The 23,407-nt window shown below is 60.1% G+C and carries 28 protein-coding genes; 14 read left to right on the top strand and 14 right to left on the bottom strand.

The features are described from left to right. Window positions 1–172: 172 nt before the first annotated feature. Both N6L25_RS03495 and N6L25_RS03490 read right to left on the bottom strand, forming a co-directional pair. Window positions 173–472, bottom strand: a complete 300-nt coding sequence (locus N6L25_RS03495) for a hypothetical protein (RefSeq protein WP_271977895.1) — start codon at window positions 470–472, stop codon at window positions 173–175. A 176-nt stretch (window positions 473–648) separates the two neighbouring features. Continuing rightward, window positions 649–888, bottom strand: a complete 240-nt coding sequence (locus tag N6L25_RS03490; protein ID WP_271977893.1) for a hypothetical protein — start codon at window positions 886–888, stop codon at window positions 649–651. Between the two features lie 365 nt (window positions 889–1,253). Between N6L25_RS03490 and N6L25_RS03485 the strand changes: the two genes are divergently transcribed. Together N6L25_RS03485 and N6L25_RS03480 are read left to right on the top strand one after the other, a co-directional pair. Next, window positions 1,254–1,418 (top strand): hypothetical protein, encoded by a 165-nt coding sequence (locus tag N6L25_RS03485; RefSeq protein ID WP_271977891.1) that lies wholly within the window; start codon window positions 1,254–1,256, stop codon window positions 1,416–1,418. A gap of 206 nt (window positions 1,419–1,624) precedes the next feature. Next, on the top strand, window positions 1,625–2,434 hold the full coding sequence (locus tag N6L25_RS03480; protein WP_271977889.1) for a crotonase/enoyl-CoA hydratase family protein: 810 nt from the start codon (window positions 1,625–1,627) through the stop codon (window positions 2,432–2,434). Between the two features lie 68 nt (window positions 2,435–2,502). Here the strand turns inward: N6L25_RS03480 and N6L25_RS03475 are convergent, their stop codons facing one another. Next, window positions 2,503–2,835 (bottom strand): hypothetical protein, encoded by a 333-nt coding sequence (locus N6L25_RS03475; protein WP_271977887.1) that lies wholly within the window; start codon window positions 2,833–2,835, stop codon window positions 2,503–2,505. A 609-nt stretch (window positions 2,836–3,444) separates the two neighbouring features. Between N6L25_RS03475 and N6L25_RS03470 the strand changes: the two genes are divergently transcribed. Genes N6L25_RS03470 through N6L25_RS03445 form a run of 6 tightly spaced genes read left to right on the top strand, consistent with a single transcriptional unit; the run spans window position 3,445 to window position 9,253 of the window. Continuing rightward, window positions 3,445–6,246: a monovalent cation/H+ antiporter subunit A gene (locus tag N6L25_RS03470; RefSeq protein ID WP_271977885.1), complete on the top strand. Its 2,802-nt coding sequence runs from the start codon at window positions 3,445–3,447 to the stop codon at window positions 6,244–6,246. Further along, on the top strand, window positions 6,246–6,611 hold the full coding sequence (locus tag N6L25_RS03465; RefSeq protein WP_271977883.1) for a Na+/H+ antiporter subunit C: 366 nt from the start codon (window positions 6,246–6,248) through the stop codon (window positions 6,609–6,611). Before N6L25_RS03470 ends, N6L25_RS03465 begins: the two co-directional genes overlap by 1 nt. Further along, window positions 6,608–8,125, top strand: a complete 1,518-nt coding sequence (locus tag N6L25_RS03460) for a monovalent cation/H+ antiporter subunit D (protein WP_271977881.1) — start codon at window positions 6,608–6,610, stop codon at window positions 8,123–8,125. Before N6L25_RS03465 ends, N6L25_RS03460 begins: the two co-directional genes overlap by 4 nt. Next, entirely contained in the window at window positions 8,125–8,613 is a 489-nt protein-coding gene (locus N6L25_RS03455; RefSeq protein ID WP_271977879.1) for a Na+/H+ antiporter subunit E, read from the top strand. The genes N6L25_RS03460 and N6L25_RS03455 overlap by 1 nt, the downstream gene beginning before the upstream one ends. 14 nt (window positions 8,614–8,627) lie before the next feature. Then, a complete protein-coding gene (locus N6L25_RS03450) occupies window positions 8,628–8,897 on the top strand; it encodes a K+/H+ antiporter subunit F (protein WP_271978302.1) in 270 nt (89 codons plus the stop codon). 23 nt (window positions 8,898–8,920) lie between these two features. Further along, entirely contained in the window at window positions 8,921–9,253 is a 333-nt protein-coding gene (locus tag N6L25_RS03445; RefSeq protein WP_271977877.1) for a Na+/H+ antiporter subunit G, read from the top strand. Here the strand turns inward: N6L25_RS03445 and N6L25_RS03440 are convergent. Continuing rightward, window positions 9,247–9,765 (bottom strand): DUF4112 domain-containing protein, encoded by a 519-nt coding sequence (locus N6L25_RS03440; RefSeq protein ID WP_271977875.1) that lies wholly within the window; start codon window positions 9,763–9,765, stop codon window positions 9,247–9,249. The two genes, N6L25_RS03445 and N6L25_RS03440, sit on opposite strands and share 7 nt — an antisense overlap. Before the next feature lie 67 nt (window positions 9,766–9,832). Here N6L25_RS03440 and ppnP point away from each other — a divergent pair, with 67 nt between their 5' ends. Both ppnP and N6L25_RS03430 read left to right on the top strand, forming a co-directional pair. Next, window positions 9,833–10,114 (top strand): pyrimidine/purine nucleoside phosphorylase, encoded by a 282-nt coding sequence (gene ppnP / locus N6L25_RS03435; RefSeq protein WP_271978300.1) that lies wholly within the window; start codon window positions 9,833–9,835, stop codon window positions 10,112–10,114. 408 nt (window positions 10,115–10,522) lie between these two features. Beyond that, window positions 10,523–12,166, top strand: coding sequence for a fatty acid--CoA ligase (locus tag N6L25_RS03430; protein WP_271977873.1), 1,644 nt, complete (start codon window positions 10,523–10,525; stop codon window positions 12,164–12,166). A gap of 256 nt (window positions 12,167–12,422) precedes the next feature. Here the strand turns inward: N6L25_RS03430 and N6L25_RS03425 are convergent, their stop codons facing one another. From N6L25_RS03425 to N6L25_RS03400, 6 genes are all read right to left on the bottom strand, one after another. Then, a complete protein-coding gene (locus N6L25_RS03425) occupies window positions 12,423–13,676 on the bottom strand; it encodes a D-amino acid dehydrogenase (protein ID WP_271977871.1) in 1,254 nt (417 codons plus the stop codon). Between the two features lie 130 nt (window positions 13,677–13,806). Then, a complete protein-coding gene (locus N6L25_RS03420; RefSeq protein WP_271977869.1) occupies window positions 13,807–14,163 on the bottom strand; it encodes a translation initiation factor Sui1 in 357 nt (118 codons plus the stop codon). A 26-nt stretch (window positions 14,164–14,189) separates the two neighbouring features. Then, window positions 14,190–14,717, bottom strand: a complete 528-nt coding sequence (locus N6L25_RS03415) for a DUF4136 domain-containing protein (RefSeq protein WP_271977867.1) — start codon at window positions 14,715–14,717, stop codon at window positions 14,190–14,192. Window positions 14,718–14,771: 54 nt separating this feature from the next. Then, window positions 14,772–15,380: a YigZ family protein gene (locus N6L25_RS03410; RefSeq protein WP_271977865.1), complete on the bottom strand. Its 609-nt coding sequence runs from the start codon at window positions 15,378–15,380 to the stop codon at window positions 14,772–14,774. 220 nt (window positions 15,381–15,600) lie between these two features. Next, window positions 15,601–16,920, bottom strand: coding sequence for a sensor histidine kinase (locus N6L25_RS03405; protein ID WP_271977862.1), 1,320 nt, complete (start codon window positions 16,918–16,920; stop codon window positions 15,601–15,603). Further along, window positions 16,920–17,606, bottom strand: a complete 687-nt coding sequence (locus N6L25_RS03400) for a response regulator transcription factor (protein WP_271978298.1) — start codon at window positions 17,604–17,606, stop codon at window positions 16,920–16,922. Before N6L25_RS03400 ends, N6L25_RS03405 begins: the two co-directional genes overlap by 1 nt. Before the next feature lie 165 nt (window positions 17,607–17,771). Between N6L25_RS03400 and N6L25_RS03395 the strand changes: the two genes are divergently transcribed. The 4 genes from N6L25_RS03395 (at window position 17,772) to thpR (ending at window position 20,820) form a co-directional block, all read left to right on the top strand. Beyond that, window positions 17,772–18,164, top strand: coding sequence for a Spy/CpxP family protein refolding chaperone (locus N6L25_RS03395; RefSeq protein WP_271977861.1), 393 nt, complete (start codon window positions 17,772–17,774; stop codon window positions 18,162–18,164). 74 nt (window positions 18,165–18,238) lie between these two features. Beyond that, on the top strand, window positions 18,239–19,393 hold the full coding sequence (locus tag N6L25_RS03390; RefSeq protein ID WP_271977859.1) for a GNAT family N-acetyltransferase: 1,155 nt from the start codon (window positions 18,239–18,241) through the stop codon (window positions 19,391–19,393). A gap of 127 nt (window positions 19,394–19,520) precedes the next feature. Further along, the gene (locus N6L25_RS03385; protein ID WP_271977857.1) at window positions 19,521–20,186 is read left to right on the top strand and encodes a hypothetical protein; all 666 of its coding nucleotides are present in this window, start codon (window positions 19,521–19,523) and stop codon (window positions 20,184–20,186) included. A gap of 106 nt (window positions 20,187–20,292) precedes the next feature. Next, complete coding sequence (thpR, locus tag N6L25_RS03380) at window positions 20,293–20,820, top strand: RNA 2',3'-cyclic phosphodiesterase (protein ID WP_271977855.1); 528 nt, start codon at window positions 20,293–20,295, stop codon at window positions 20,818–20,820. 35 nt (window positions 20,821–20,855) lie between these two features. Here thpR and N6L25_RS03375 read toward each other — a convergent pair whose 3' ends face one another. From N6L25_RS03375 to N6L25_RS03360, 4 genes are all read right to left on the bottom strand, one after another. Continuing rightward, complete coding sequence (locus N6L25_RS03375; RefSeq protein WP_271977853.1) at window positions 20,856–21,071, bottom strand: dodecin; 216 nt, start codon at window positions 21,069–21,071, stop codon at window positions 20,856–20,858. Between the two features lie 156 nt (window positions 21,072–21,227). Continuing rightward, complete coding sequence (locus N6L25_RS03370) at window positions 21,228–21,548, bottom strand: AzlD family protein (protein ID WP_271977851.1); 321 nt, start codon at window positions 21,546–21,548, stop codon at window positions 21,228–21,230. Further along, window positions 21,545–22,255 carry an AzlC family ABC transporter permease gene (locus tag N6L25_RS03365; protein ID WP_271977849.1) on the bottom strand — a complete coding sequence of 237 codons (711 nt, stop codon included), beginning with the start codon at window positions 22,253–22,255 and terminating at the stop codon, window positions 21,545–21,547. Before N6L25_RS03365 ends, N6L25_RS03370 begins: the two co-directional genes overlap by 4 nt. Before the next feature lie 145 nt (window positions 22,256–22,400). After that, window positions 22,401–23,096 (bottom strand): NAD(P)H-binding protein, encoded by a 696-nt coding sequence (locus tag N6L25_RS03360; RefSeq protein WP_271977847.1) that lies wholly within the window; start codon window positions 23,094–23,096, stop codon window positions 22,401–22,403. Window positions 23,097–23,407 lie beyond the last annotated feature (311 nt).

The following is a 23,407-nucleotide window of genomic DNA, read 5'->3' as shown; positions in this document are numbered from 1 at the left end:
GAAACCATCAAATCGACTTCCGGCTCGCTCAGTGTCCCGACCGAATTTGACTGCCATATGAAGCAAGCAAGACAGCCCTATGACCAATTGATGACAGCCTGACGCCAGGCCCAAAACAAAAAAGGGCCTGCCCCACAATCGGGGCAGGCCCTGGTATTCTTCAGATTGGCTGCTATTCGCTGGTGGTCATATCCTCATAACCATCCTTTACGGCGTCGGCGCTTTCTTCGGCCGACTCTTCCAGCCGCTCGGCGGTTTCCTCAGCACTGTCCTTTACCCTATCCCAGGTGCTGTCCCGCTCGCCCTGGAGCTCTTCCATCTGGTCTCCGGCCGCATCGCCGGCATCCTCGACCATATCCGCCGCGTTGTCCGCGGCCTGCTCCATATCTACTGGCTGTTCACTGTCATCACTGCATGCAACAAGCCCAGCGGAGGTGAACAAAAGCATCAAAGTCAGCGTTATTCGTTTCATGGTGTTTCCTTTTGGTTCCATTCATCATCCCTTAAGTGACGCCTTCCATTTGGAGCCCCTGAATGCCAGAGCTGATCCGGAGTCAGTCAGAGGCTGGCTAGCTCTTTCAGTCTAGGAGACAAGCCTCCAACGACACAATTACCTGGGTGTTACGGTATTGTTAACCAGACGGGACACTAGCCTGACAGCGGCTGCCCGTTCAGGAGAAGCAGATGGTCGAGCCGGATCAGCTTACCGCGCCCACTGAGCATGAAGTCTTCGCCGGCCCGCGTGAACAGCTCGCGAACCACATCATGAACCGCCTGAACCTGGCCTGACTCATCCCGATAGACCAGTTCCACCAACTGACCGGATGTCAGGTATTCCCTCAGTGCGGACTGGATCGCGCAGCCGACCGGCTGATAGTGATTGGTCATGATGAACCCCAGAGGCCCCCTCATGGATTATGCGTTGACTGCAACGACATCAGGCGTTCCTATTATTGATCAACTCAGTTATTGATCAACTCAGTTATTGATCAACTCAGTGTGGCCCACCGGGCGGCATTTCGCCAACCTCCCCAATCAGGCGCAGTTCCGGCACTGACAGCTTTCTGACAGGTCCATCGGCTGCCCGCTTCGTATATAACGAGTAGGTGTCGATACAACAGGTGTCTTACCTCCCGTGGCACGCTTTATGCCTTATTCAAGAATATCGGGGTATTGCCGATAACAATGTAAAGGACTCTGACAAGAGTTCCTTAGCAGCAGTAACCAGGTGTTTTACGTGGGAGGAAATGACCATGAACGCACCGGCGCGAGCAGACCAGGCAGCCTTACTAAACCGTCTTTACGACCTGAAGCTGAAACAACTGCTCCAGGCTCGCAAACAGACAGACAGCTTGCTTTACCGAGTGCTCTCGGCCGAAGCGCAAGCCATCAGTGATGCAATGAAATCCGATCGCTAGAACGGCGTATCAACGCAACGAGCTGGGTACTTCAATCCTGGTGCCAGGAAGTAGGCCGCCCAGCTCAACAGCTCATCCGGTCCGGCCACGAGAATACGGCAACGTTTTGCCGCTATGCCTGCCCTTGCGACCTATCCCCCGCCAATACTCGACGGACGTGTTAGCATAGCCGCTTTCGACTAAAGCATGAGAAGGTAGGCTAGCAGATGAACGCAAACAACGAACGGGTGCTGCTGGAGATTGATCAGGGCATCGCCACGGTGACGCTGAATCGTCCAGACAAGTACAACGGCCTGGACATGCCAATGTTTGAAGCCATCACCCGCGTTGCCCGGCAGCTGAAGAAAGACCGGAGCGTTCGGGCCATCATCCTGAAAGGCGCCGGCGAGGCCTTCTGTTCCGGCCTGGATGTGGGCAAGGTGTCCAAAAACCCGGTAAATTTCCTGAAACTGCTGGTCAAACCAGGACGCAAGATCAGCAACCTAGCGCAGGACGTTGGCTACCTGTGGCGGGATGTTCCGGCTCCGGTGATCGCGGTGACGCACGGCTACTGTTTCGGCGGCGGTTTCCAGATTGCCTTGGGTGCCGATTTCCGGTTTGCCACACCGGACTGCGAATTCTCCATTATGGAGAGCAAGTGGGGGCTGATCCCGGACATGAGCCTGACCGTGACGTTACGCGAGCTGATCAGCATCGATCTCGCCAAAGAACTGACCATGACGGCGCGCCGTTTTAGCGGCGAGGAAGCCAAAGCCATGGGGTTGGTGACACGAGTCTGTGCCGACCCTCTTGAGCAAGCCCAGGCCTTTGCCCGCGAACTGGCTGACCGTTCCCCCGATGCGGTCGCCGCCAGCAAGCTGCTGTTTAACCGCACCTGGACCGCCTCTGACAAAACCGCGCTGGATTGGGAAACCCGGCTTCAGAAGAAGATCCTGGCTCGCGCCAACCAGCGCACCGCGGTGCTGCGCAATACCAGCGATCCGGAGCGTTCTTACCAAGATCGCCGCGGTTTCTGAGGCGGCGGATACGCGGATAAAAAAAGCCCCGGCAATTCCTGCCGGGGCTTTTGGTCGCGAACGAAGCGTTATTCCATGGGCATCACGCTTTGTTCAAATTCATCCCTATCAATGCTGCCATCCTCATTCGCGTCGCTGACCTCCAGTGTGATGGATTCTCCGGCGGCTTCAGCAGCCTGACCGGCAGCCGTGCTGCCATACACATTCAGTTCTTCGGCACTGATCAGGCCATTGCCATCAGCGTCGAGTTCTTCGAACTGTGGCGAATGCAGACTGGTCATGCCCTGATCTTCCATCATGGTGTCCTCGCCGGCCTTGGTTTCATCAGTCGCGGCCAGCGCCCACGGTGACGTCAGCGCGAACGACACTGCGGCGGCAAAGGTCAAGGTCGTGATCTTCATAAGATATCTCCTGTGTAGATGCCTTGTTTCGATCTGTTGTTGACCACAAGCCTGGCGTTTTCGGAACGGTTTCCGGAGTCGCCGGTCTCTGACCGGTTAACCCAATCTGCGCTTGAGGCGCTGTAATACACGGGGAAAACCGGCGATCGGGCTCAGATCCGGCGGGCTAACGCCCTTGGAGTGGGCGACAAGCGCCCGCCACCCGATGTAACTATTAAGGACCGAGAGTCCGGGTTTATCCAGTGAAATCTGCTTAATATGCAACCAAAAAGGATAGATAAAGATGCCCTGGATCGACAAAGGCGACCACGGATAATCACTCCAAAGTCTTGACCTGAAAGGAAGGGTACGTATCATCACACATCGCGAATTGATTGCGGAGCGTTCATGACTGTTTGGCCCAGCGTTTTTACAGGCCCAGTTCCATTTCGATCCTTGGCGTGCACGGGCGTGCGCTCGGGAAGGCTTCCGTATTTTCCAGACCCACCCCGCCAAATCCAAGTAGCCGGCAGCAACTTCGGGCAAGCCTGAATAGCGGCTACTAAACTCAGGCAACCAAAGTAATTAACTCCGTCACATCAGTGGCATGGATTCAACAACGAGGTTGCGATGACTCTATCGCTGGTCGTTTTACTACCGTTTCTCGGCGCCATTGCTGCGCCTTTATTTGCCCAGGCTGGCCGAACCGCCATTGCCATCGCATCGTCGGTTCCGGCTTTGGTCGCTCTGATGGCCTTGTTCCCATACTGGAAACGGCTGTCCGAAGGCGGCGTTCTGGTCCAGACCTATGACTGGATGCCTTCCATCGGGCTCTCGCTCAGCTTCCGCCTCGACGGCCTGTCGCTGCTGTTCGCGCTGCTGATCCTGGTTATTGGCTTGCTGATCATTTTGTACGCCCGTTACTACCTCAAGCCCCAGGAGAACGTCGGCAAGTTCTACGCCTTGCTGTTGTGTTTCAAGGGGGCGATGCTGGGTATTGTTCTATCCAGCAACCTGTTATTGATGCTGGTATTCTGGGAGCTGACCAGTCTGGTGTCGTTCCTGCTGATCAGCTTCTGGAACCACAAAAAGGACGCCCGTCGCGGTGCCCGGATGGCACTCGCCGTCACCGGGGGCGGCGGTCTCGCCCTGCTCGCCGGCATCCTGCTGATTGGCCGCATCGTCGGCAGCTACGAGCTTGACGATGTACTCGCGGCCGCCGACCTGATCAAGGCCCATGCACTGTACCCCTTCGCCCTCACTCTGGTGCTGCTAGGCGCTTTTACCAAGTCGGCCCAGTTCCCCTTTCACTTCTGGCTGCCCCATGCCATGCAGGCGCCGACGCCGGTCTCCGCCTACCTGCACTCCGCCACCATGGTCAAGGCAGGCATTTTTCTGATGGCCAGGCTCTACCCGGCCCTGGCGGGCACCGAGCAATGGTTCTACATGGTCAGCTTCACCGGCATGGCGACCCTGCTCATCGGCGCTTACGTTGCCCTGTTTAAACATGACCTGAAAGGCCTCCTGGCCCATTCCACCGTCAGTCATCTGGGTCTGATTACCTTGCTGTTTGGCATGGGCACCCGCCTGGCGGCGGTAGCGGCGCTGTTCCACGTCATCAACCATGCGATCTTCAAGGCCTCGCTGTTCATGGCTGCCGGCATCATCGACCATGAAACTGGCACGCGTGACATGCGACGCATCAATGGTCTCTGGCGCTTCATGCCGCACACCGCCACGCTGGCCATGGTGGCTGCGTCGTCCATGGCGGGGGTGCCGTTGCTCAACGGCTTCCTCAGCAAGGAAATGTTCTTTGCCGAATCCCTGGCCCTCAATTTGCCCGGCTTCTGGGCCTACGTGCCACCGCTGATCGCCACCCTGGCGGGGATATTCGCTGTGGCCTACTCCGCGCGTTTCATCCATGACGTGTTCTTTAATGGCAAGCCGGTGGATCTGCCAATCTACCCGCCCCATGAGCCACCGCGGTATATGAAGATCCCGGTGGAGATTCTGGTGTTCGCCTGCATCATGGTGGGCATGTTCCCAGCCATCTCCATCGGCCCGCTACTGTACGCCGCCGCCTCCGCCACTCTGGCCGGCGATGTCCCGGACTACCAGTTGGCGCTGATGCACGGTTTCAATCTGCCCCTGCTGATGAGTTTCCTGGCGTTCTTCGGTGGCCTGCTGATGTACAGCCAGCGCCAGCGCTTCTTCGACTTCCATGCCCGCTTCAAGGAAATCGACGAGAAAGCGGTGTTCGAGAAGGTGGCCATGCGCATGGAAGACCTGGCGAGCACCTTTACCAACAAACTGGAAAGCGGCTCCCTGCAACGCTACGCCATGCTCTTGGTCCTCAGCGCGATTGCGGTTGCCTGGAGGCCCATTGAAGAACTGGGGGTATTCATCGGTGCCAATGGCTTGTCACCCATTGACGTACCCACCCTGATCGGTGCCGTGGTGCTGATTCTCTGCGCAATCGGCACCGCCGCCATGCACCGCTCCCGTTTCGACGCCCTGATCCTGCTCAGTGTGGTCGGCCTGATGGTGGCGCTGGCCTTTGCCCGCTTCTCGGCGCCGGATCTGGCGATGACCCAGTTGTCGGTGGAGGTGGTGACCATCGTATTGTTGATGATGGCGCTGTACTACATGCCCTCCTGGACACCGATCGAAGCGTCCTGGCCAAGGAGGTTGCGCGACATCGCCATTGCCCTGGTCGCCGGCATCGGCATGACACTGATCACCCTGGCGATGCTGACACAGCCCTTCGAGTCTATCTCCGGCTACTTCCTGGAGCACAGCAAGAGCGGCGGTGGCGGTACCAATGTGGTAAACGTGATCCTGGTGGATTTCCGAGGCTTCGATACCTTGGGTGAGATCACCGTACTGGCCATTGCCGCCCTCGGCATCTACACCCTGCTGAAGAACACGCAGCTGGCACCGCCCCCCGGCGACGGCCACGGTCATCCCTGGACCCGGGACGCCTATCCGGTCATGCTCCGGCAAATTGCCCGCCCGATGCTACCGCTCGCCCTGATGATATCGCTCTACATTTTCCTGCGCGGTCACAACATGCCCGGCGGTGGCTTCATTGCCGGTCTGATCACTTCGGTGGCGCTGGTCCTCCAGTACATCGCCAGCGGCATACAGTGGACCCAGGCGCGAATCCCCATCCGCTATCACAATGTGATCGGCCTGGGCCTGCTGTTCGCGGCGGTTGCCGGCGCCGGCAGTTATGCCTTTGGTTACCCCTTCCTGACCTCCACTTTCGGCTACATTACCTGGCCGGTGGTAGGCAAGTTTGAGGTGGCCTCTGCCCTGGTCTTCGATTTAGGGGTTTACCTCACCGTGATCGGCGCAACCTTGCTGGCACTGGTCAGCCTGGGCAATCTGTCGCCCCACTCGGCCACCACCCATATCAAAGGAGGGCTGTGATGGAATTGGTCTATGCCCTGACCATTGGCGCGCTGACCGCCTCCGGCGTCTATCTTTTGCTGCGGGCCCGCACCTTTCCGGTGATCGTCGGCCTGACCCTGCTGTCCTACGGCGTCAATCTGTTCCTGTTCTCCACCGGTCGCCTGGTCACCGGTGGCCAGCCCATCCTCGGCAGTACCGACAGCTATTCCGACCCACTGCCCCAAGCGCTGGTATTAACCGCCATCGTCATCGGCTTTGCGATGACCGCCTTTGTGGTGGTGCTGGCGTTGCGTAAACAGGCCGACCATCACGACGACCATGTCGACGGTCGCGAAAGCTCCGCTCGCCTGCTTCCGGAAGACGAGGAGGACTACGACCGATGAACCACTGGCTGACCGCTCCGATTCTGATTCCGCTGCTGGGGGGAATCCTTCAGATCTTTATCGGCTATGCGCCGATTCCCTTGCGGCGAACCGTGGCGCTTGCCACCACCGTACTGCTCCTGGTGTCCACCGTAGGCCTGCTCGCCCTCGCCAACGATGGCAGCTACCGGGTTTACAGCTTCGGTAACTGGGCACCACCGTATGGCATCGTACTGGTGCTGGACCGGCTGTCGGCACTGATGCTGTTGATGACCGCCATCCTGGCCTTCTTCTGCCACCTGTTCGCCATCCACAAAACCGACGAGAGCAGTCGCCAGTTCCACGCGCTGTTCCTGTTCCAGCTGCTGGGGCTGAACATTGCCTTCCTGACCGGCGACCTGTTCAACCTGTTTGTCGCCTTCGAAGTGCTGTTGATCGCGTCCTATGGCCTGCTCATGCAGGGCACCGGCACCAAGCGGACCATTCCCAGTCTGCATTACGTGGTACTCAACCTGGCCGGTTCAGCCCTGTTCCTGATCAGTGTGGGTATGCTGTACAGCGTGACCGGCACCCTCAACATGGCGGATCTGGCGGTTAAGGTGCCCCAGGTAAGCGCCGAGGACCTTCCCCTGGTGAAAGCCGGCGGCTTGATATTGCTGGTGGTTTTCGGGCTCAAGGCCGCCATTCTGCCGCTGTGCTTCTGGTTGCCCAAGGCCTATGGCAGCGCGACCGCCCCGGTAGCCGCACTGTTCGCGGTGATGACCAAAGTCGGCTTCTACGCCATTGTGCGGGTATTTACCCTGATCTTCGGTGCAGACGCCGGACCACTGGCCAATCTCGGCCTCGACTGGCTGTTCCCGGTTGCGCTGGCAACCCTGGCCATGGGTGTGGTGGGTGCGATCGGCGCCAGAAATCTGCGCACCCTGATCACCTGGCAGGTCATTATCTCCATCGGCACGCTGCTGGCAGCGGTGGGACTAGGCACCGAGCAGGGCACCTCTGCCGCCCTGTTCTACCTGCTGAACACCACCTGGATTGTCGCTGGCCTGTTCCTGGTGGTAGACCTGATCGCCGGCCAGCGCGGCGCGGCGGCGGACAAGATCGTCACGGCACCGCCGATGCACAACCGCACACTGCTCAGCGTGCTGTTCATGCTCGGCGCCGTCGCTGCCGCCGGCCTGCCGCCGCTCAGTGGTTTCTTTGCCAAGCTGCTGATTCTGCAGGCCACCACCCCTGGCCCTCAAATGGCCTGGCTGTGGGGCGTACTCATTGTTGGCAGCTTCTTCACCCTGATTGCCTACAGCCGGGCGGGTTCCATCGTCTTCTGGCGCACCGTTGAGGGTCATGTTGCCCAGTCTGAGCGGCTGACGCTACCGGTGACGGTGGCCGCCGGCGGGCTAGTGGCCATGGCCGTGGTGATCGTGTTGCTGGCTGGCCCCATCAGTGCCTACGTGGATGCCACCGCGCAGCAACTTTTCAATTCCGCAGAATACCTGACGACCCTGCATACCCCGGTCGTGGTGGGAGGACTCTGATGCTGGCGCGATTAGGATTTCCACAACCGTTTCTCAGCCTGAACCTGTTCCTGGTCTGGCAGTTACTCAGTGACGGTGTCTCTGGCGGCAGCGTGGTCATGGGCCTGATCCTGGCCTGGATGCTGCCACGGCTCACCAACAACTTCTGGCCCGAACGCCCGGCCACCGTGAAAGGCTGGCTGTTACCCATGTACCTCCTCCGTGTGGTCTGGGACATCATTACAGCCAGCGTGGTGGTCGCCCGACTGGTGCTGAGCACGCGCCAGCCGCAACCGGTGTTCATTTCCTATCCGCTCAGCCTTGAACACCCGTTGGCCATCACCATGCTGGCCAGCACCATTTCGCTGACGCCGGGCACGGTCAGCGCCGATGTCAGTGACGACAACCGCATTTTGCTGATTCACGCCCTCGACGCCAAGGACGAGCAGGAAGTGATCGACACCATCAGGAAGCGTTACGAACAGCCACTGCAGGAGATTTTCCAATGATTGCCGATCTCCCCATCCTTTCCTGGGCCTTGCACATCACCATCGGCATGGTGGTCCTGGCGATCCTGCTAAACGTCTACCGCCTGCTCAAAGGGCCCGACGCACCCGACCGGGTACTGGCGCTGGACACCCTGTACATCAACGCCATTGCGCTGATCATCCTGCTGGGGATCGCCCTCGGCACGCGGCTGTACATGGAATCGGCATTGCTGATCGCGGTCATGGGCTTTGTCGGCACCGTCGCACTGGCCAAATACCTTAAACGCGGTAGCGTCATAGAATAAGCACTGACTGGGAGTAACGAGCCATGCAGCCAATTTACGAGTACGTCATTTCGGCACTGCTGCTGACCGGAGGCCTGTTTACCCTGGTCGGCGCCATCGGCCTGGTCCGGCTGCCGGATTTTTTCACCCGCCTGCACGCGCCGACCAAGGCGACCACGCTGGGCGTGGGCGCGATCATGCTGGGTTCGGTGGCGTACTTCAGCGCCCGCGCGCCTGGGGTAAACGTCGCGGAAATCCTGATCACCGTGTTCCTGTTCCTCACCGCACCGGTCAGCGCCAACATTCTCGCCAAAGCCGCGATGCACCTCGGTGTGGACCGGACACCGGAGACCCGTGGCAAACCCTGGGATCAGTGAGTGGCCAGGGCCTGTTCAACGGTGGGAGCCAGCAGCGAGTAAACCACCAATCCGAGCAGCAACAGCATGAGGGCGGCAAAACCGCCCATCAGGATGTAAGACAGCCAGGGACGCGATGGTTTGCGGGGATGCAACTTTCGTTGGATGTATCCCCGTAGCAAGGCTGCGTTACGATCGTTCGCCCGCCACATCACATCAAAGGCATCGCCCAGCACCGGCACCAGGCCGATCACAAACTCGGCGAGCAGATTGCCCAGCATTTTCATCACCAACCCGGGACCGGCACCCAGCCGGATGGCCTCGACCACCAGGTACAGTGACAGCAGCAACCCAATCACATCGCCAACAACCGGCACCAGACCGATCAACGGATCGAACCCAAACCGGATGCGGGTAAACGGCACCCTGAACTGGCTATCCAGGGTGCGGGCATAGCGGTCGAGTCTGGCCAACGCCTGCTGGTAACGTTCGGACTCATTGCCGGTCGAAGAAGTGTCGGAAACCTTCGTCAATTTTGTCATTCCTTGTTGGTATTTTTGCCGTATAGTAAGCCCCCAAACGATTCACGGAGCCTAAATGATGCTGCAAGTTAACGAGTATTTTGACGGAAAGGCAAAGTCCATTGCTTTCCAGACCGCCACCCTGCCCGCCACCGTTGGTGTCATCAGCCCGGGCGAGTATGAGTTCGGCACCAGCCAGAAGGAAACCATGACGGTCATCAGCGGCGCCCTGACCGTACTGCTGCCCGGAATGAGCGAATGGATGACCTACGGCGCAGGCGAGGCCTTTGAAGTGGCCGCACAAGCCAGCTTCAAGGCGAAAACCGATATCGACACCGCCTACCTCTGTACTTACGAGTAAGTTACCGCGAGCGAGTACCTTCGAGTGAGTCGCTGAAAGCAAGTACCTGCAAGTAAGCCCTCCGGCATTTCCCATCCGGCGCGGCGGCGGCTCTCCTGCCACCACGCCGGCTGGCCACCAGCCAATCCTGCCCCCCCCCCAACAAGATCCATCAACTGTAAATTCGTTTACATTCAGCCCCATACTAACCGGGTACACTTGAGACCAGTCACTCCCCTCAATATCAACAATAAGGGAGCCACTGAACAACTCCGGATCGTCTCTGCGAGTTGCGACTTTTTGCAAGGGCCAGTCAATCCTGCCCAGTCCAGACATCCATAAAAAGTCGCGCCTTGATTGTGGATGGCTCTGAATGCCAGAGATGATCCGGAGTTGTCCAGAGGCTCCTTAGCAAGGAGACTGCGTTACATGGTTCAGACCAAGATTCTGCCAGCGGCCGAGAATGCCTATCAATACCCCCTGTTGATCAAACAACTGCTGCTCTCCGGGCCACGCTATGCCCCGGACCAGGAAATTGTTTACGGCAATCGTAGCAAGTACACCTACGCCGAACTGATCAAGCGAGTCAACCGGCTGGCCGACGCGCTCACCAAAGCAGGCGTTAAGGCCGGCGACACCGTCGCGGTGATGGACTGGGACACGCCCCGCTACCTCGAATGTTTTTTCGCCGTACCCATGCTTGGCGCCGTGTTGCATACCGTCAATGTTCGGCTGTCCCCGGACCAGATCGTCTACACCATGAACCATGCCGAAGACGACTTTGTATTGGTGCATGATGATTTCCTGCCGATCCTGGAAAGCGTCCAGGACCAGATCGAGTCGGTGAAAGGCTATATCCAGCTCACCGACAATGCCGCCCCCGCCGACACCACGCTGTCGAGCCTGGGCAACTACGAGACGCTGCTGGAACAGGCCTCCGACCAGTTCGATTTCCCGGATTTTGACGAGAACAGTGTCGCCACCACCTTCTACACCACCGGGACCACGGGCAATCCCAAGGGCGTCTTCTTCAGCCACCGACAGCTGGTGCTGCACACCCTGACCATGGCCAGCGGTCTGTCCGCCTATGACGAAATGCCCATGCTGCGTTCGTCATCGGTCTACATGCCAGTCACCCCGATGTTCCATGTTCACGCCTGGGGCGTGCCCTACGCCGCCACCATGCTCGGTATCAAACAAGTCTATCCTGGCCGTTATGAGCCGGAGTTGTTGGTGAACCTGATCAAGGAACACCAGGTGACCTTCTCCCACTGTGTGCCTACCATCATGCAGATGATGCTGGCCACCGTCGCCATCAAGACCGCTGACCTTAGCAACTGGCACGTGCTGATTGGCGGCAGCGCCCTCACCGAAAGCCTGTGCAAAACCGGCGCAGAACTGGGCATCCGCCTGTACACCGGCTACGGCATGTCCGAGACCGGCCCCCTGCTGACCACTACCCACCTGCAGCCGCACGACCTGGAGTTGCCGCTGGCGCAGCAGACCGGCAAGCGCGTTAAGACCGGGGTGGCGGTGCCACTGGTGGACGTGCAGATTGTCGATCCCGCCGGCAACCCGCTGCCCCATGACGGCACGACCAAGGGTGAAGTGGTGGCTCGCGCGCCCTGGCTGACCCAGAGCTATTTCAAGGAACCCGAGAAAGGCCGGGAGCTGTGGGAAGGAGGCTGGCTGCACACTGGCGATGTCGCCAGCATGGACCCCGACCACACGCTGGTCATCAAGGACCGCATCAAGGACGTGATCAAGACCGGCGGCGAATGGCTATCGTCCCTCGACCTGGAAAACCTCATCTCCCAGCATCCCGCCGTTGCTGCCGCTGCCGTGGTGGGTGTGCCGGATGACAAGTGGGGCGAACGCCCCCATGCTCTGGTCACCCTGAAACCGGGCCAGGAGGCCACCCTGGCGGAGATACAAGACCATCTGCGGCAGTTTGTCGACAGCGGTGAAATCAATAAGTGGGCAATACCGGCCGAGATCGACTTTGTCGATGACATCCCCAAGACCAGCGTTGGCAAGATCAACAAGAAGCTGATCCGGGACCAGCTGGGCTGATGGCGTTCAAGCACACCATGCCGGAATCACCGTCATCGCCTGCCAGCTTGAACCTTCAAGTTGGCAAGTAGCCTCAGTAGATACGTAGGATGCCGGTGAGCGAAGCGAACCGCATCAAAGGCAACTCTGTGCGCGCAACAAGAATGATGCGGTTCGCGGCGCTCACCGGCATCCTACGATGCGCCCCAATGATCGAAGTAAAAACGGGGTCTGAACCGACCCCGATTTTTAACCCTGTTCCCTGATGTTTGACGGGTCAGAATCCGGCGAAGGCAAAGTCCACCTCTGGGCGCTTGCCGGAGACAATATCGGCCAACGCAGCCGCAGAGCCGCAGGAATGGGTCCAGCCCAGCGTACCGTGGCCGGTATTGAGATACAGGTTGCCGAAATGGCTCCTGCCGATGTAGGGGATATTGGACGGTGTCGCCGGACGCAGCCCGGCCCAGAACTCCGCCTGCTCCCAGAGCGCCGCATCCGGCATCAACTCGGCGCTGCGCCGCACGATGGCCCGGCAGCGGGTGAGATTCAGCCGGCGGTCATAGCCATTCAGCTCGGCCGTGCCCGCGACACGGATGCGGTCCCCCAGTCTCGAGTAGACCAGCTTGTATTCATCATCCGTCAGGCTGACCTGATAGGCCGCCTTCTCATCCTTCACCGGGACGGTGATGGAGTAGCCTTTGGCGGGGTAGATGTTCAGGAACAACCCCAGCTGCCGCGCCAGCACCGCACTGAAGCAGCCCAGACTGAGCACATAGCTGTCCGCGTGGAGGGTCTCATGGAGCCCTTCATGCAAGGTACGTACACCCAGGATACGGTCGCGGGTGTGCTCAAAACCGAGAACCTCGGTGCCGTAGCGAAACTTCACACCTGCGGCCTCGGCCAACCCGGCCAGCCCTTGGGTAAACTTGCGCGCGTCTCCGGATTCGTCCTCCGAGGTGTAGGTGGCGCCAGCTATGCGGTGGCGGGCCGGTGCCAGTGCCGGTTCCAGCTCAATGGCACGGTCGGCGTCGATGATCTGGCGATCGCAGCCCAGCTCTCGCATCAAACGCGCGGGCTCCAACGCCGCCTCAAATTCCCGGGGGTTGGTGTAAAAATGCAGGATGCCCTTGGAAAGGCAGTCGTACTCAATGCCGGTTTCCTCTCGCAGGGCCTGCAACTGGGTCCGGCTGTAGGTACCCAACTGTACCATCTGACGAATATTGTAGGCCGCCTTGGCAGCGGTGCACTGGGACAGAAAACTGATGGCCCAGCGCCATTGGGCGAGGTCCAGACGGGGTTTGAACAGCAGCGGTGCGTCCGGCTGGGTAAGCCACTTGAGTACCTTCAATGGCGCACCCGGGTTCGCCCAGGGTTCGGCGTGAGACACCGAGATTTGGCCGCCATTGGCAAAACTGGTCTCCAGGCCTGCCTTGTTCTGGCGGTCCACCACGGTGACCTCGTAACCGGCCTTGCGCAGAAACCAGGCCGACGTGATACCGACCACTCCGGCGCCCATAACCAGGACGTGCATAGTAACCCTCCGCTGGAAAGTATGAGTACGACGTGTCGAGCCGCGAGCCGGCTCCCGGGCATTGTACCCGTTCACCGGTCTGAATAGGGCGTGACTTTCGGCCAGTTCCGGGAATTAACCAGACGGGACACTAACCTCCGGCGCGCTTGACCAACCAGCCCTTTTGCTCAAGCAAAGGCACCAGTATGTCTCGCTGATCTCCCTGAATTTCCACCACACCGTCCTTAACCGTGCCACCGGTGCCACAGCGGGCCTTCAGAACCTTGGCCAGGGCTTTCAGTTCCTTATCGGCGAGGGGAATACCGGTCACCAACGTCACCCCCTTGCCCTTGCGGCCCTTGGTTTCGCGGCTAACCCGTACCACCCCGTCGCCAGCCCGCGGCTGAGACTGCCCACATCGGCAGGATTCCATGGCTTGCCGGCAGTCGGGACACATGCGGCCCTGGTCGGTCGAATAGACCAGGCCGCCCTGGGATTGTTTTTTCATGCAGACTCCAAATTGTCGGGATGGTCTCAGCGGTTTTCCGGCGGGAATCTGGCGAACATCTCAGCGACTACCTCGTCGATCAGCTCACTGCGGTATTCCGGGGACTGGTTTTCATTGAGATAGCGCTTGCTGGCTGCACGCCAGACGACACGCTCGCTGTCGTTGTCGACCAGTTCGACCACCAATTTACCTTCTTTCACTTCCCGCACCGGCGGCGCCGACGCAATGCCCCAGCCAAACGGGCGGTGCCCAAAGCCGACACCATAACTGAAGCCATAACTTTCCAGGCGATCCTCCTCGACCACCTGATAAAACACCAGCAGGTCGGCCTGCTCAGGCGGCAGGCTTTGTAACTGCTTGGCCGCCATTTCCCGAGTCACCGCACTCGCCACCCGGGCGCTATCCAGCGAGGTAAAGCCCTGGGGCTGCAACCCTGGCGCAAACGCCCAGGACTGGTAACTGTCAAACGTGGCGGCGGCGTCGTAGTCCGTCACCACCTTACCGGCGCAGCCAGCCAGCAACAAAACGGCAACGATGATCGGTAGGGTTCGCATGGGCTGTTACCTCATTTGTTTCAATGTGGATGCTCTTTTTGACCGCAATTATCGTCAGCGTTCATTCGTCATACACTGCAGTTTCTGGGCATCGCAAAATCCCTTGAACTCAGCCAGACTGGCCACCGGCAGCCTGACCACGGCCTGCACGCCGGCACTGTAGTCCACCGAGACGACCTCGGCTGCATGCTGGTCACACCAATGACGAACGACCTGTTCATCTGCATACGACATTGCGACGGTAACGGTTTCCAGAGCCGGCTGAACCACCCGCTGCACCTGCGACAACACGCTCTCGGCAGCTCCCGCGTAGGCTCTCACCAAACCGCCTGCGCCCAGTTTAATACCGCCAAAATACCGGATCACCAGCACCATCACATCGCCCATGTCCTTGTGCTGTATGACATTCAGGATCGGCTTGCCGGCGGTGCCCGAGGGCTCACCGTCATCATTCATGGCCGCTTCCGCAGCAGAGCCAGGCCGGCCGATCTGGTAGGCCCAGCAGATATGGCGGGCATCGGGGTGATCCCGATGAGCCTGATCGAGCCATTCCCGCACCTCGTCCCGGTTCGAGACCGGGGCTACCCGGGCAATGAACCGGCTCTTCTTGACCTCCGTCTCGCGTTCTATCACGCCGGCAGGTATGGGATAATCTTTTGCCACAGCACTGTACCTGATGAACCTATGGGAACCGACAGGAGGTACACCACCGTGTCCGACAGCGAGCGTACCAGCCCGGGAACCGCGCCTCCCGCAAAAATCCGAAAAGCCGCCTGCGGCATCCAGTTCGAAGCGGATGAGTTGCACGAAGGTATTGATTTTTCGAACGCAGTTCAACTCCGCCCCGTCAACGAAGACACCTCGCCAGAGCCCCGTGAGGAGCTCACCCCCCGACAAACACCGGCAAGGTGACTCGCACGATCAATCCGCCCGCTTTGGTATTGCTGGCGTCGATGGCGCCATCATGGACGCTGACGATGTCACGGGCAATGGCTAGCCCCAACCCCCAGCCTTGGCCTGTACGGGCGTCATCCGTGCGGTAGAAGGGATCAAACAGCTGGGTCAACGACGCCTCGGGAACACCGGGCCCCTGGTCCTGGATGGCAATACAAACGCCATCGTCGCCAAGCCGGCCGAGACAGCTGACCACACCGCCCGGCGGAGTGTGATCCAGGGCATTTTGCAGAATGTTATCAAACGCCCGCTGTAACAGCGCCGGATCACCCAGCACCGAAGCCGCGGCACACTCGGGACTGCACTGCAGCCGACAATCCACGCCACGCTGCTCGGCGTAGTCCGCCGCATCCCGCAGCACCCGTTGCAACACCCGCACCGGGCTGACCGCCTCCCGAACCATGTCACGCCCCTGCTCCAACACCTGGTAGTGGGACAGGATCTGTGCGGTCATCGCCTCCAGGCGTTCGTTCTGGCGTAGAATACTGGCCATGAACTCAGCGTCGGCGCCGGCATCGCTCGCCAGCTCAATGGCAATACGCTGCCGGGTCAGGGGCGTTCGAAGGTCATGGGAGATGTCACGCAACAGATGCTTTTGCCGGTCCAGTAAATGGCAGAGTCTGTCGGTCATGTTGTTGAAGGCCGTGGCCAACGCACCGATTTCGTCCAGGCGATTGGCGATCCGCTCGCTGACCCGTAACGAGGCATCGCCGCTGGCGATTAACTGAGCGGTGCTTTCCATATGCCGGAGCGGCCGGGAGATCAACCGGGCCAGCCACCAGCAAGCCAGGGTAATCAACACAAAGCCGATGCTCAGATCAAGCAAACGGAACAGCCTTGGGTCCAACCAGCCCTCGCCGCCCAGGCGGGGCCAAGCCACCAACTGGTAGTCATCGCCAAACTCGAGCACCGCCGGTCTATGTCGGTGCCAGCCCGGCTTCATGCGGTCCCGCACCTCGGTTGGCAGAGTTTCGTTTTGGCGCCCGCTCTCCAGCAGCACGATATGTAGGTTCCGTTCCAGACCCTGCTGGCGCAAGAATCGCCGCATGGCCAAGCGCCCCGCGTCCTCTCGCAGCCGAATGGCCTGAACGCCGAGTTCCCGCAAGCCCTGCTGGCGCTCAATGGCGTGACGTTCGCGATCAATCAGCTCTCGGGTGGCCAGGTTGCTGGCCAGCACGGTAACCGCCATGGCCAGCCAAATCAGCAGAAAGAACCGCCAAAACAGAGGAAACAGCCGTCGCTTGGCCATCAGGCAGGCACCCTGAGGCTGTAGCCCAGGCCCCGGACCGTTTCGATTCGGGTATGCTCAGCGGCGCCCAGCTTTCGGCGCAGGTTGCTGATATGCATGTCGAGGGTGCGATCGTGGGGTGCCAGCCGGCGGCCCAGCGCCCATTGCATCAGATCGGTCTTGCGCACGACGCCGCCGGCATGGGCCAGCAGCACCTGCAGGACTTCATATTCGGTGGCGGTCAGCTCCAGGGGCAGCTCCTGCAGGAAGACCCGCCGCTGTTCCGGCTCAATGCGGAGATCACCGCAACGCCGGGTGCCGGCATCCTCGGCTTTGCGGTCCCAGCTGACCCGTCGCAGCAACGCCTGCAGTCGCGCCACCAGCTCCCGCGGATTGCAGGGCTTGGGAATATAGTCATCGGCGCCCACCTCAAACCCGACAATGCGATCCGTCTCATCTCCTCGTGCGGTCAGCAACACCACAGGCAGGTGCGTATGGGTGCGCAGCTCCCGCAGCACTTCCAGGCCATTCAGGTCCGGCAGCATGATATCCAGGACAACTACATCACAGTGATGCTCAACCGCCAGCGACAGGCCATCGCGGCCAGTGGCCGCTTCCCGCACCGTAAAGCCCTGCCCCCCGAGATAGCGGGCCAGCAGTTGTCGCAGTTCGTCGTCGTCTTCTATCAGCAATACCCGGTTCTGCACCCAGCGACCTCCTGAAACCTGCCTGAAGTCTAGCATGAGCGGGCCACGCTCCCGATTGCCCGAGCGGTCTTTGCATGACCTTTACATTGCCCTGACAACCGCTGACAAACGCGGCCCTAAACTGTCGGGTATCCATTCACCAGGCACCACAAAGAGAGTGACACCATGAGCAAACCCAAGGGAACCCGCTGGCTGACGCCCGCTCTGTTAACCGCCACCCTGCTGGCCAGCCCGCTGGCACTGGCAGGCCATCACGGCAACCGCTCGCACCACGACAAGCCACCAGAGGAACTGTGCGAACGCCTACTGGCGGGAGAGGCCCCCTCGCCCCGCCACCACAACGAAGATATGGCCGAGCGGATGGCCCAACGACGGGCGGATATCGCCGATCGTCTACAACTGACCGAAGCACAGCGGGAAATCTGGGACCAGATACATGAGGAGCACAAAGCCCAGCACGAGCAGCGCAGGGAACAGCGTCGTGAACGGCTGATGGAGCAGTGCAGCAACAACATCAACGTCAATAACAACGTTAATAACAACCACCCGCAAGACTGATACCGCCGAGCATGATGATCGGGACCGGCTTTGCCGGTATGGTTACGGGTGACCTTAGCCATCATGACAACCCCATGCCCGATCTGACCCTGCACACCGTCGACTCCATCAGCGACATTCCCCAGGCCACCTGGGAACGTTTCAGCGGTACGACATCGCCGTTTCTGCGCCATCAGTTCTTGCAGGCTCTGGAGGAAAGCGGTTGCACCAGCCCGACCACCGGCTGGGCACCCTGTCACCTGAAAATCCTGCTCGACGACGAGCTGGTCGGCCTGGCGCCGGGTTATCTGAAATCCCACTCCATGGGCGAATACGTGTTCGACTGGGCCTGGGCTGACGCCTACCGGCACCACGGTCAGGACTACTATCCCAAACTGGTAATCGCCGTGCCCTTCACACCATCCCAGGGGGCACGCCTGCTGTTGGCGCCCCAGGCTCGCGATCGGATAAACGCCGCTATGCTGCACCGGGCTCTGGATACCTCAATCCGCGACTTGGGCGCTCACTCCTGGCACCTGCTGTTCCCGGATGCCACCGACCAGGCGCTGTTAGAGCATCCCCGCGCCATTCATCGGCTGGGCTGTCAATTTCACTGGCACAATCGGGGTTATTCCGATTTTGACGGCTTTCTGGCCACGTTAACCTCCCGAAAGCGTAAATCCATCAAACGGGAACGCCGCCAGGTGAAAGACCAGGGTATCCGCTTTCGCCATTACCCCGGGGATGAACTGCCGGATACCGTGCTGGACACCTTTTACCGTTTCTATCAGGCCACCTACCATAAACGGGGACAACGCCCCTATCTCAATCCGGCGTTCTTTCGCCTGCTGCGGGACCGCCAGGGCGAGCAGCTTTACCTGGTAATGGCGGAGCAAGACGGCCGGTTCATTGCCGGCGCGCTGTTCCTGCTGGGTAGCGACACCCTCTACGGACGCTACTGGGGCTGCCTGCAAGAGTTCAATCACCTGCACTTCGAAACCTGTTACTACCAGGGCATCGAACTGGCGATTGCCCGTGGTCTGAACACCTTTGATGCCGGCGCCCAGGGCGAGCACAAGCTGATTCGTGGCTTTACCCCGGAGCTCACCCACTCCTGGCACGGCATCGCCCACCCCGGCTTTCGCGCCGCCATCCACCGTTTTTGCGATGAAGAAGCCGCCCAGGTGGCCCAGTACCGGGACGACGCCCTGGGCGCCCTGCCGTACCGGGCGGAAACGTCGCAGCAATGAACGACGCGGCCCTGCTGGCCGCTCCATGGGCTACACTTTAGGAGCGTCGGAGGCTTGTTTCGGCACCCGAGCCTGTCGCACCCGTCCGTCCGATACTGACCCCTTTTGTCCCTGCGGAGCGGTATACATGGATTCAAGCAGTATTTTGGCCTTCTTCGCGGATGATCACTTGGCGATCCTTATCTCCTGCGGCGCCCTGATCGTGGCGCTGACATTGGTGCTCATCGTCAATCGCCACCGGCAACAGTCGGAGTCGGAGTACGAAGCACAAAAACAGCGGCTGGATACACTCTGGCAGGAGCTGGACGATCTGCGCGTGGGCCAGGTCGATATGCCCCACGTTGCAACTGGCCACCCTACCGACGGTTTGGCAAGGGAACATCTGGCGATTGAGCGCTCGGCCTATGAGCAACTCTGGCCACCGGTTTGCGATCTGCACGACAAGCTGGGCGCCTTCCTGCGGGCCGTGGAGGCACAGGAACCTGCCAACGACGACCGACTTACCGCACGCAACGCGGCCCTGGAGGCTAGATCCGTACTTAACCAGGTGCGGCCCTTTTGTCATGCGCGGGTGGAGGAACTGGCCACCCAGCTGATTGACAGCGAAATCAAGGCCCACTTGGCCGGCTGCCACTATCAGGAACTGCAGCGGGACAGCGATGCCAACGCCACCAGTCACGAACAGGAGGTTCAACACCAGAAATTCCGGCTGCTTTACGAGGGCGAGGTGCCAGAGCTGATGAACGAACTGATCGAAGCGATCAGGCGTCGCACCGTTCAACGCGGAGACTGAACCAGGCTCGGCACGCGTCGCCATACCGCGCCGATGCCATGCCTTGAGCAAATGCTCCGGCCTCTAACATTAGTCAACCAACGAACCGGACGAGATCGCCGTCATCATGAGATTGTTTATCGGGCTCGCCCTTCCGGCGGAAATCAAACAACAGGTTTTGGCGACCCAACATCGCTGTTCCGGCGCCCGCTGGCAAAACGCCAACCAGCTCCATCTGACCCTGAATTTCATTGGCCAGGTTGCAGAGGACCAGGCTCCGGCACTGTGCAACCTGGTCTCAGACTTCAGCTTCACACCGTTTAGTCTGCAGCTGGCGGGCGCAGGGCGCTTCGGATCCCATGCGTTGTGGTTAGGCGTTGTCCCGGAGGAGCCAGTGATCCAGCTCTACCTGGCACTACGGCATCGCCTGGAGGCCCAGGGTTGGCCGACGGAAAGGCGGCGCTTCAGACCCCATATCACGGTGGCCAGACTGGGCCGCGATAGCGACTGCAGCCATTATCTGGAGGTGCAGCGGGAGTTTCGGTCAGTGCTCTTCGGCGTCCATCAGGTCGCTCTGTTCGCCAGCACCCAGGGACCACAGGGATCACAGTATGAAGTCATCGCGCGCTCCGAAGAGCCGATGCCACCGTTCTAGCGACCCTTAAGGAGCCTCTTGTTCCCACGAGGTCGTCAACTGCCCTCGATGCGGAAGCCTACCTTCATGACCACCTGATAATGGCCAACTTTGCCGTCGACGACATGCCCCCGGGTTTCCTTCACCTCAAACCACTCGATGTTACGAATGCTTTTGCTGCATTCCTCCAAGGCATTGTTGATGGCATCTTCGATACCCGCCTTGGACGAACCGACGACTTCCACTTTCTTGTAGGTATGATGGTTAGACATGGGAACCTCCGCTGAATCGGTAACGGTTGTTACTTGAGCCTAGACCAAGGTTCGAGGGAATGGCAGATAATACCGGGGCTTTGATTCCGGCGACCGGCAATCACCGGGGCACGCCAATCGGTTCAGGCCAGCAGTGGGTGCGGCCAAACAGAGCCCTCAGGCTCCCGGAATCAGGTAGCGACAGGCCGCGGCGGCGGCAAGACCTGCGGCAATGGCCGGCAGCGGCTTGCGGGTCACCAGAATCACCCCGGCGGTGGCCAGCAAAGCCACTCTGGCCCCCAGGTCTCCCTCGTAGGCCATGGGTACGATGATGGCAATAAGTACCGAGCTGGCCATGGCGTTAATAAAGCTTTCAATGCGGGGGCTGATGCGAACAAACGACATCAGGAAAACACCGCCATAACGGGTAAGCAGCGTCACGCCCGTCATAACTGCAATGAGTACCAAGGTGCCCAAGGTGGAAGTTTCGATGCTCATGCCGGCTTTTGCTCCAACCAGAAGTAACCCACCACACCGCCAGCCAGCGCTCCCACCACCACATGGGTATGCGGCGGCAGCCACCGGTAGGCAACCATAGCCGCTGCCGCCGATACCCCCCAGGCAACCAGCACCCGTGGCGACTTTTTACCGCCCAACGCCATGGCAAGCAGGAAGCAGCCCAGTACCATATCAAGGCCCAGGGCTTCCGGCTGCTGCAGCAGGCCGCCAAAATAGACCCCGACGGCGGTGCCGAGCAGCCAGGCCAACCAAAGCACCAGCCCGCCTCCGAGAATCACCTCCAGATTGCGTTGACCGTTCTGGTAATCCTGCGCGGCCACCGCCCAGTTGGCATCGGTGAGCACCAGCAATATGCCATAGCGTTGGGTCGCGGGCAGTTCCTTCAGCATCGGGTACAACGAAGCGCCCATCAGCAGGTGCCGTGAATTGATGGCAAACACCACCGCCATCAACGGCACCAGGGCCACCGTGGATCCCCACATGTCCAAGGCGGCAAACTGGGAGGCCCCGGCAAACACCGTGGTACTCATCAACAAAGCCTGCGCCGGCGTCAGGCCAGCCTGTACGGCTGCCAGACCGAACGCGGCACCAAATGCCACCACAAACAAAGCAATGGGCATCAGCCGGATAAACTCAGCCCGCACTCTGGCGGGCTGCAACTGGTAACTGGGAGAAAGCGTGGCCATGGTGGCGAACCGTTGTCCTAACTGAGTGAATCGATTTGGATCCAGCGTCGGCCAAGCCACAGTGCGGCCTCATAGCGCGACGATTTGTTAGGACACTAGGTAATCTGGCCCGAACTGCGTATAGGTAATTTCCGCAGACGTGCGCTCAGGCCCCAACCGCCAGCGGTGCCGCGTGAGCCAGGGCCATGATGTCATCGTAATGCCGGAGCAACACCCGAGGTTCGGTGGCACGGTCCAGGACCAGGCCACGAACCTCATTGACCATGGCCTGGGCGACGTCTGCGGAGGCAATGCCCCGGTACTTGGACAGGGGCCCCGGTAACAGGCAATTCAAGGCCGGCATCAAGGCCCCCATGGCCGCCTCCCCGGTGCGGTGTTCGGCCCGCGCGCCAAGCAACAAACCAGGATGATAGATGGAAAGGTAGGGATACTGCAGCGTGGCCAGGTCTCGCTCCAACTCGCCCTTGACCCGATTGTAAAACACCGGCGAGTTGGCACTGGCGCCCACGGCAGACATCAGAATGAAAGCCTTAGCCCCACGCGCCTTGCCCTGACGGGCCGCCGCCAGGCAGTAGTCATGGTCCACCTTGCGAAAAGCGGAGCGGGAGCCGGCCTGTTTCAGGGTCGTCCCCAGGCAACAGAGCACCACGTCCACCTCGAAGTGTTTGGCGGAGGCTTCCAGATGATCGAAGTCCGCCACCACTGACACGAGGCGGGGATGCTCCAGCACCAACGGCCGCCGGGTCAGCGTGACCACCCGCTGGACCTCAGGGGTGGCGAGCAAGCCTTGCAGGCACTGGCTACCAGTGAGGCCCGTGGCCCCCAACAGTAAAACATTCATGCAAATCTCTCCGTGAATAAAGCCGCCGCGGTGCTGCGGCCTCCAGCTTCAGCTTCAGCTTCGCCATCGCCATCGCCATCGCCATCGCCCCTGCGGGGCCAGGCTGTCAGCATTGGCTACAGCGGTAACCAGGCTGTGACCAGTGCGATTGGCGCTGCCAATCGACTCAAAACAATGTCAGCCTGGGCGTCAGGCAGACAACCGTATACCAAGACGACAGTTTTGAGCGTCAGCTTTCTTTTCACTCGTTGATGCCAGCGCCTTGGACGCTCCCGTTAGCACGCTGATAGACGGTCTTGGTCGGATGACTG

It is taken from the genome of Marinobacter sp. SS21, assembly GCF_028369065.1.
Classification (GTDB): domain Bacteria; phylum Pseudomonadota; class Gammaproteobacteria; order Pseudomonadales; family Oleiphilaceae; genus Marinobacter.
Note: the sequence above shows the minus strand (reverse complement) of the source record. Positions and strands in the feature narration are given on the sequence as shown.

What these genes read in the sequence shown, in the direction of transcription:
- N6L25_RS03495 (WP_271977895.1), bottom strand. Translation starts at nt 472, where the DNA reads ATGAAACGAATAACGCTGACTTTGATGCTTTTGTTCACCTCCGCTGGG.
- N6L25_RS03490 (WP_271977893.1), bottom strand. Translation starts at nt 888, where the DNA reads ATGACCAATCACTATCAGCCGGTCGGCTGCGCGATCCAGTCCGCACTG.
- N6L25_RS03485 (WP_271977891.1), top strand. Translation starts at nt 1,254, where the DNA reads ATGAACGCACCGGCGCGAGCAGACCAGGCAGCCTTACTAAACCGTCTT.
- N6L25_RS03480 (WP_271977889.1), top strand. Translation starts at nt 1,625, where the DNA reads ATGAACGCAAACAACGAACGGGTGCTGCTGGAGATTGATCAGGGCATC.
- N6L25_RS03475 (WP_271977887.1), bottom strand. Translation starts at nt 2,835, where the DNA reads ATGAAGATCACGACCTTGACCTTTGCCGCCGCAGTGTCGTTCGCGCTG.
- N6L25_RS03470 (WP_271977885.1), top strand. Translation starts at nt 3,445, where the DNA reads ATGACTCTATCGCTGGTCGTTTTACTACCGTTTCTCGGCGCCATTGCT.
- N6L25_RS03465 (WP_271977883.1), top strand. Translation starts at nt 6,246, where the DNA reads ATGGAATTGGTCTATGCCCTGACCATTGGCGCGCTGACCGCCTCCGGC.
- N6L25_RS03460 (WP_271977881.1), top strand. Translation starts at nt 6,608, where the DNA reads ATGAACCACTGGCTGACCGCTCCGATTCTGATTCCGCTGCTGGGGGGA.
- N6L25_RS03455 (WP_271977879.1), top strand. Translation starts at nt 8,125, where the DNA reads ATGCTGGCGCGATTAGGATTTCCACAACCGTTTCTCAGCCTGAACCTG.
- N6L25_RS03445 (WP_271977877.1), top strand. Translation starts at nt 8,921, where the DNA reads ATGCAGCCAATTTACGAGTACGTCATTTCGGCACTGCTGCTGACCGGA.
- ppnP (WP_271978300.1), top strand. Translation starts at nt 9,833, where the DNA reads ATGCTGCAAGTTAACGAGTATTTTGACGGAAAGGCAAAGTCCATTGCT.
- N6L25_RS03430 (WP_271977873.1), top strand. Translation starts at nt 10,523, where the DNA reads ATGGTTCAGACCAAGATTCTGCCAGCGGCCGAGAATGCCTATCAATAC.
- N6L25_RS03425 (WP_271977871.1), bottom strand. Translation starts at nt 13,676, where the DNA reads ATGCACGTCCTGGTTATGGGCGCCGGAGTGGTCGGTATCACGTCGGCC.
- N6L25_RS03420 (WP_271977869.1), bottom strand. Translation starts at nt 14,163, where the DNA reads ATGAAAAAACAATCCCAGGGCGGCCTGGTCTATTCGACCGACCAGGGC.
- N6L25_RS03415 (WP_271977867.1), bottom strand. Translation starts at nt 14,717, where the DNA reads ATGCGAACCCTACCGATCATCGTTGCCGTTTTGTTGCTGGCTGGCTGC.
- N6L25_RS03405 (WP_271977862.1), bottom strand. Translation starts at nt 16,920, where the DNA reads ATGGCCAAGCGACGGCTGTTTCCTCTGTTTTGGCGGTTCTTTCTGCTG.
- N6L25_RS03395 (WP_271977861.1), top strand. Translation starts at nt 17,772, where the DNA reads ATGAGCAAACCCAAGGGAACCCGCTGGCTGACGCCCGCTCTGTTAACC.
- N6L25_RS03390 (WP_271977859.1), top strand. Translation starts at nt 18,239, where the DNA reads ATGCCCGATCTGACCCTGCACACCGTCGACTCCATCAGCGACATTCCC.
- N6L25_RS03385 (WP_271977857.1), top strand. Translation starts at nt 19,521, where the DNA reads ATGGATTCAAGCAGTATTTTGGCCTTCTTCGCGGATGATCACTTGGCG.
- thpR (WP_271977855.1), top strand. Translation starts at nt 20,293, where the DNA reads ATGAGATTGTTTATCGGGCTCGCCCTTCCGGCGGAAATCAAACAACAG.
- N6L25_RS03375 (WP_271977853.1), bottom strand. Translation starts at nt 21,071, where the DNA reads ATGTCTAACCATCATACCTACAAGAAAGTGGAAGTCGTCGGTTCGTCC.
- N6L25_RS03370 (WP_271977851.1), bottom strand. Translation starts at nt 21,548, where the DNA reads ATGAGCATCGAAACTTCCACCTTGGGCACCTTGGTACTCATTGCAGTT.
- N6L25_RS03365 (WP_271977849.1), bottom strand. Translation starts at nt 22,255, where the DNA reads ATGGCCACGCTTTCTCCCAGTTACCAGTTGCAGCCCGCCAGAGTGCGG.
- N6L25_RS03360 (WP_271977847.1), bottom strand. Translation starts at nt 23,096, where the DNA reads ATGAATGTTTTACTGTTGGGGGCCACGGGCCTCACTGGTAGCCAGTGC.